We start from the raw sequence: 1,931 nt of genomic DNA, 5'->3' as shown, positions 1-1,931 counted from the left end.
TAAGGCTTAGCTTCCGGGTTCGGAATGTAACCGGGCGTTTCCCCTACGCTATGACCACCGAAACACTATGAAACTGACAACCGCACCATGTGTGGCACATGGGGTTGTTCGTGGTTTCAGAACCAACACAGTGGACGCGAGCAACTGAGGACAAGCCCTCGGCCTATTAGTACCGGTCAACTCCACACGTTACCGTGCTTCCATATCCGGCCTATCAACCCAGTCGTCTACTGGGAGCCTTACCCTCTCAAGGAGGTGGGAGTCCTCATCTCGAAGCAGGCTTCCCGCTTAGATGCTTTCAGCGGTTATCCCTCCCGAACGTAGCCAACCAGCCATGCCCTTGGCAGGACAACTGGCACACCAGAGGTTCGTCCGTCCCGGTCCTCTCGTACTAGGGACAGCCCTTCTCAAGACTCCTACGCGCACAGCGGATAGGGACCGAACTGTCTCACGACGTTCTAAACCCAGCTCGCGTACCGCTTTAATGGGCGAACAGCCCAACCCTTGGGACCGACTCCAGCCCCAGGATGCGACGAGCCGACATCGAGGTGCCAAACCATCCCGTCGATATGGACTCTTGGGGAAGATCAGCCTGTTATCCCCGGGGTACCTTTTATCCGTTGAGCGACGGCGCTTCCACAAGCCACCGCCGGATCACTAGTCCCGACTTTCGTCCCTGCTCGACCCGTCGGTCTCACAGTCAAGCTCCCTTGTGCACTTACACTCAACACCTGATTGCCAACCAGGCTGAGGGAACCTTTGGGCGCCTCCGTTACTCTTTAGGAGGCAACCGCCCCAGTTAAACTACCCATCAGACACTGTCCCTGATCCGGATCACGGACCCAGGTTAGACATCCAGCACGACCAGACTGGTATTTCAACGACGACTCCCCCTGAACTGGCGTCCAGAGTTCACAGTCTCCCAGCTATCCTACACAAGCCGAACCGAACACCAATATCAAACTGTAGTAAAGGTCCCGGGGTCTTTCCGTCCTGCTGCGCGAAACGAGCATCTTTACTCGTAGTGCAATTTCACCGGGCCTATGGTTGAGACAGTCGAGAAGTCGTTACGCCATTCGTGCAGGTCGGAACTTACCCGACAAGGAATTTCGCTACCTTAGGATGGTTATAGTTACCACCGCCGTTTACTGGCGCTTAAGTTCTCAGCTTCGCCCCACCGAAATGGAGCTAACCGGTCCCCTTAACGTTCCAGCACCGGGCAGGCGTCAGTCCGTATACATCGCCTTACGGCTTCGCACGGACCTGTGTTTTTAGTAAACAGTCGCTTCTCGCTGGTCTCTGCGGCCACCCCCAGCTCGAGGAGCAAGTCCTCTCACCGAGCGTGGCCCCCCTTCTCCCGAAGTTACGGGGGCATTTTGCCGAGTTCCTTAACCATAGTTCACCCGAACGCCTCGGTATTCTCTACCTGACCACCTGAGTCGGTTTAGGGTACGGGCCGCCATGAAACTCGCTAGAGGCTTTTCTCGACAGCATAGGATCATCCACTTCACCACAATCGGCTCGGCATCAGGTCTCAGCCTTGATGAACGGCGGATTTACCTACCGTCCGGCCTACACCCTTACCCCGGGACAACCACCGCCCGGGATGGACTACCTTCCTGCGTCACCCCATCACTCACCTACTACCAGCTCGGGTCACCGGCTCCACCACTCCGACCTCGTCCGAAGACTCAGCCGGCGGCTTCACGGGCTTAGCATCACTGGATTCGATGTTTGACGCTTCACAGCGGGTACCGGAATATCAACCGGTTATCCATCGACTACGCCTGTCGGCCTCGCCTTAGGTCCCGACTTACCCTGGGCAGATCAGCTTGACCCAGGAACCCTTAGTCAATCGGCGCAAACGTTTCTCACGTTTGTATCGCTACTCATGCCTGCATTCTCACTCGTGAACCGTCCACAACTCGCTT

General features: G+C 56.6%; 2 rRNA genes. Both read right to left on the bottom strand.

The annotated features are described in order from the left end of the window. Positions 1-62, bottom strand: a 5S ribosomal RNA gene (rrf, locus tag ACIF9R_RS38220); the annotation flags it as partial. An 84-nt stretch (positions 63-146) separates the two neighbouring features. Continuing rightward, positions 147-1,931: ribosomal RNA gene (locus ACIF9R_RS38215) — 23S ribosomal RNA — on the bottom strand; the annotation flags it as partial.

The organism is Streptomyces sp. NPDC086080, from assembly GCF_044540255.1.
Lineage (GTDB): Bacteria > Actinomycetota > Actinomycetes > Streptomycetales > Streptomycetaceae > Streptomyces.
Note: the sequence above shows the minus strand (reverse complement) of the source record. Positions and strands in the feature narration are given on the sequence as shown.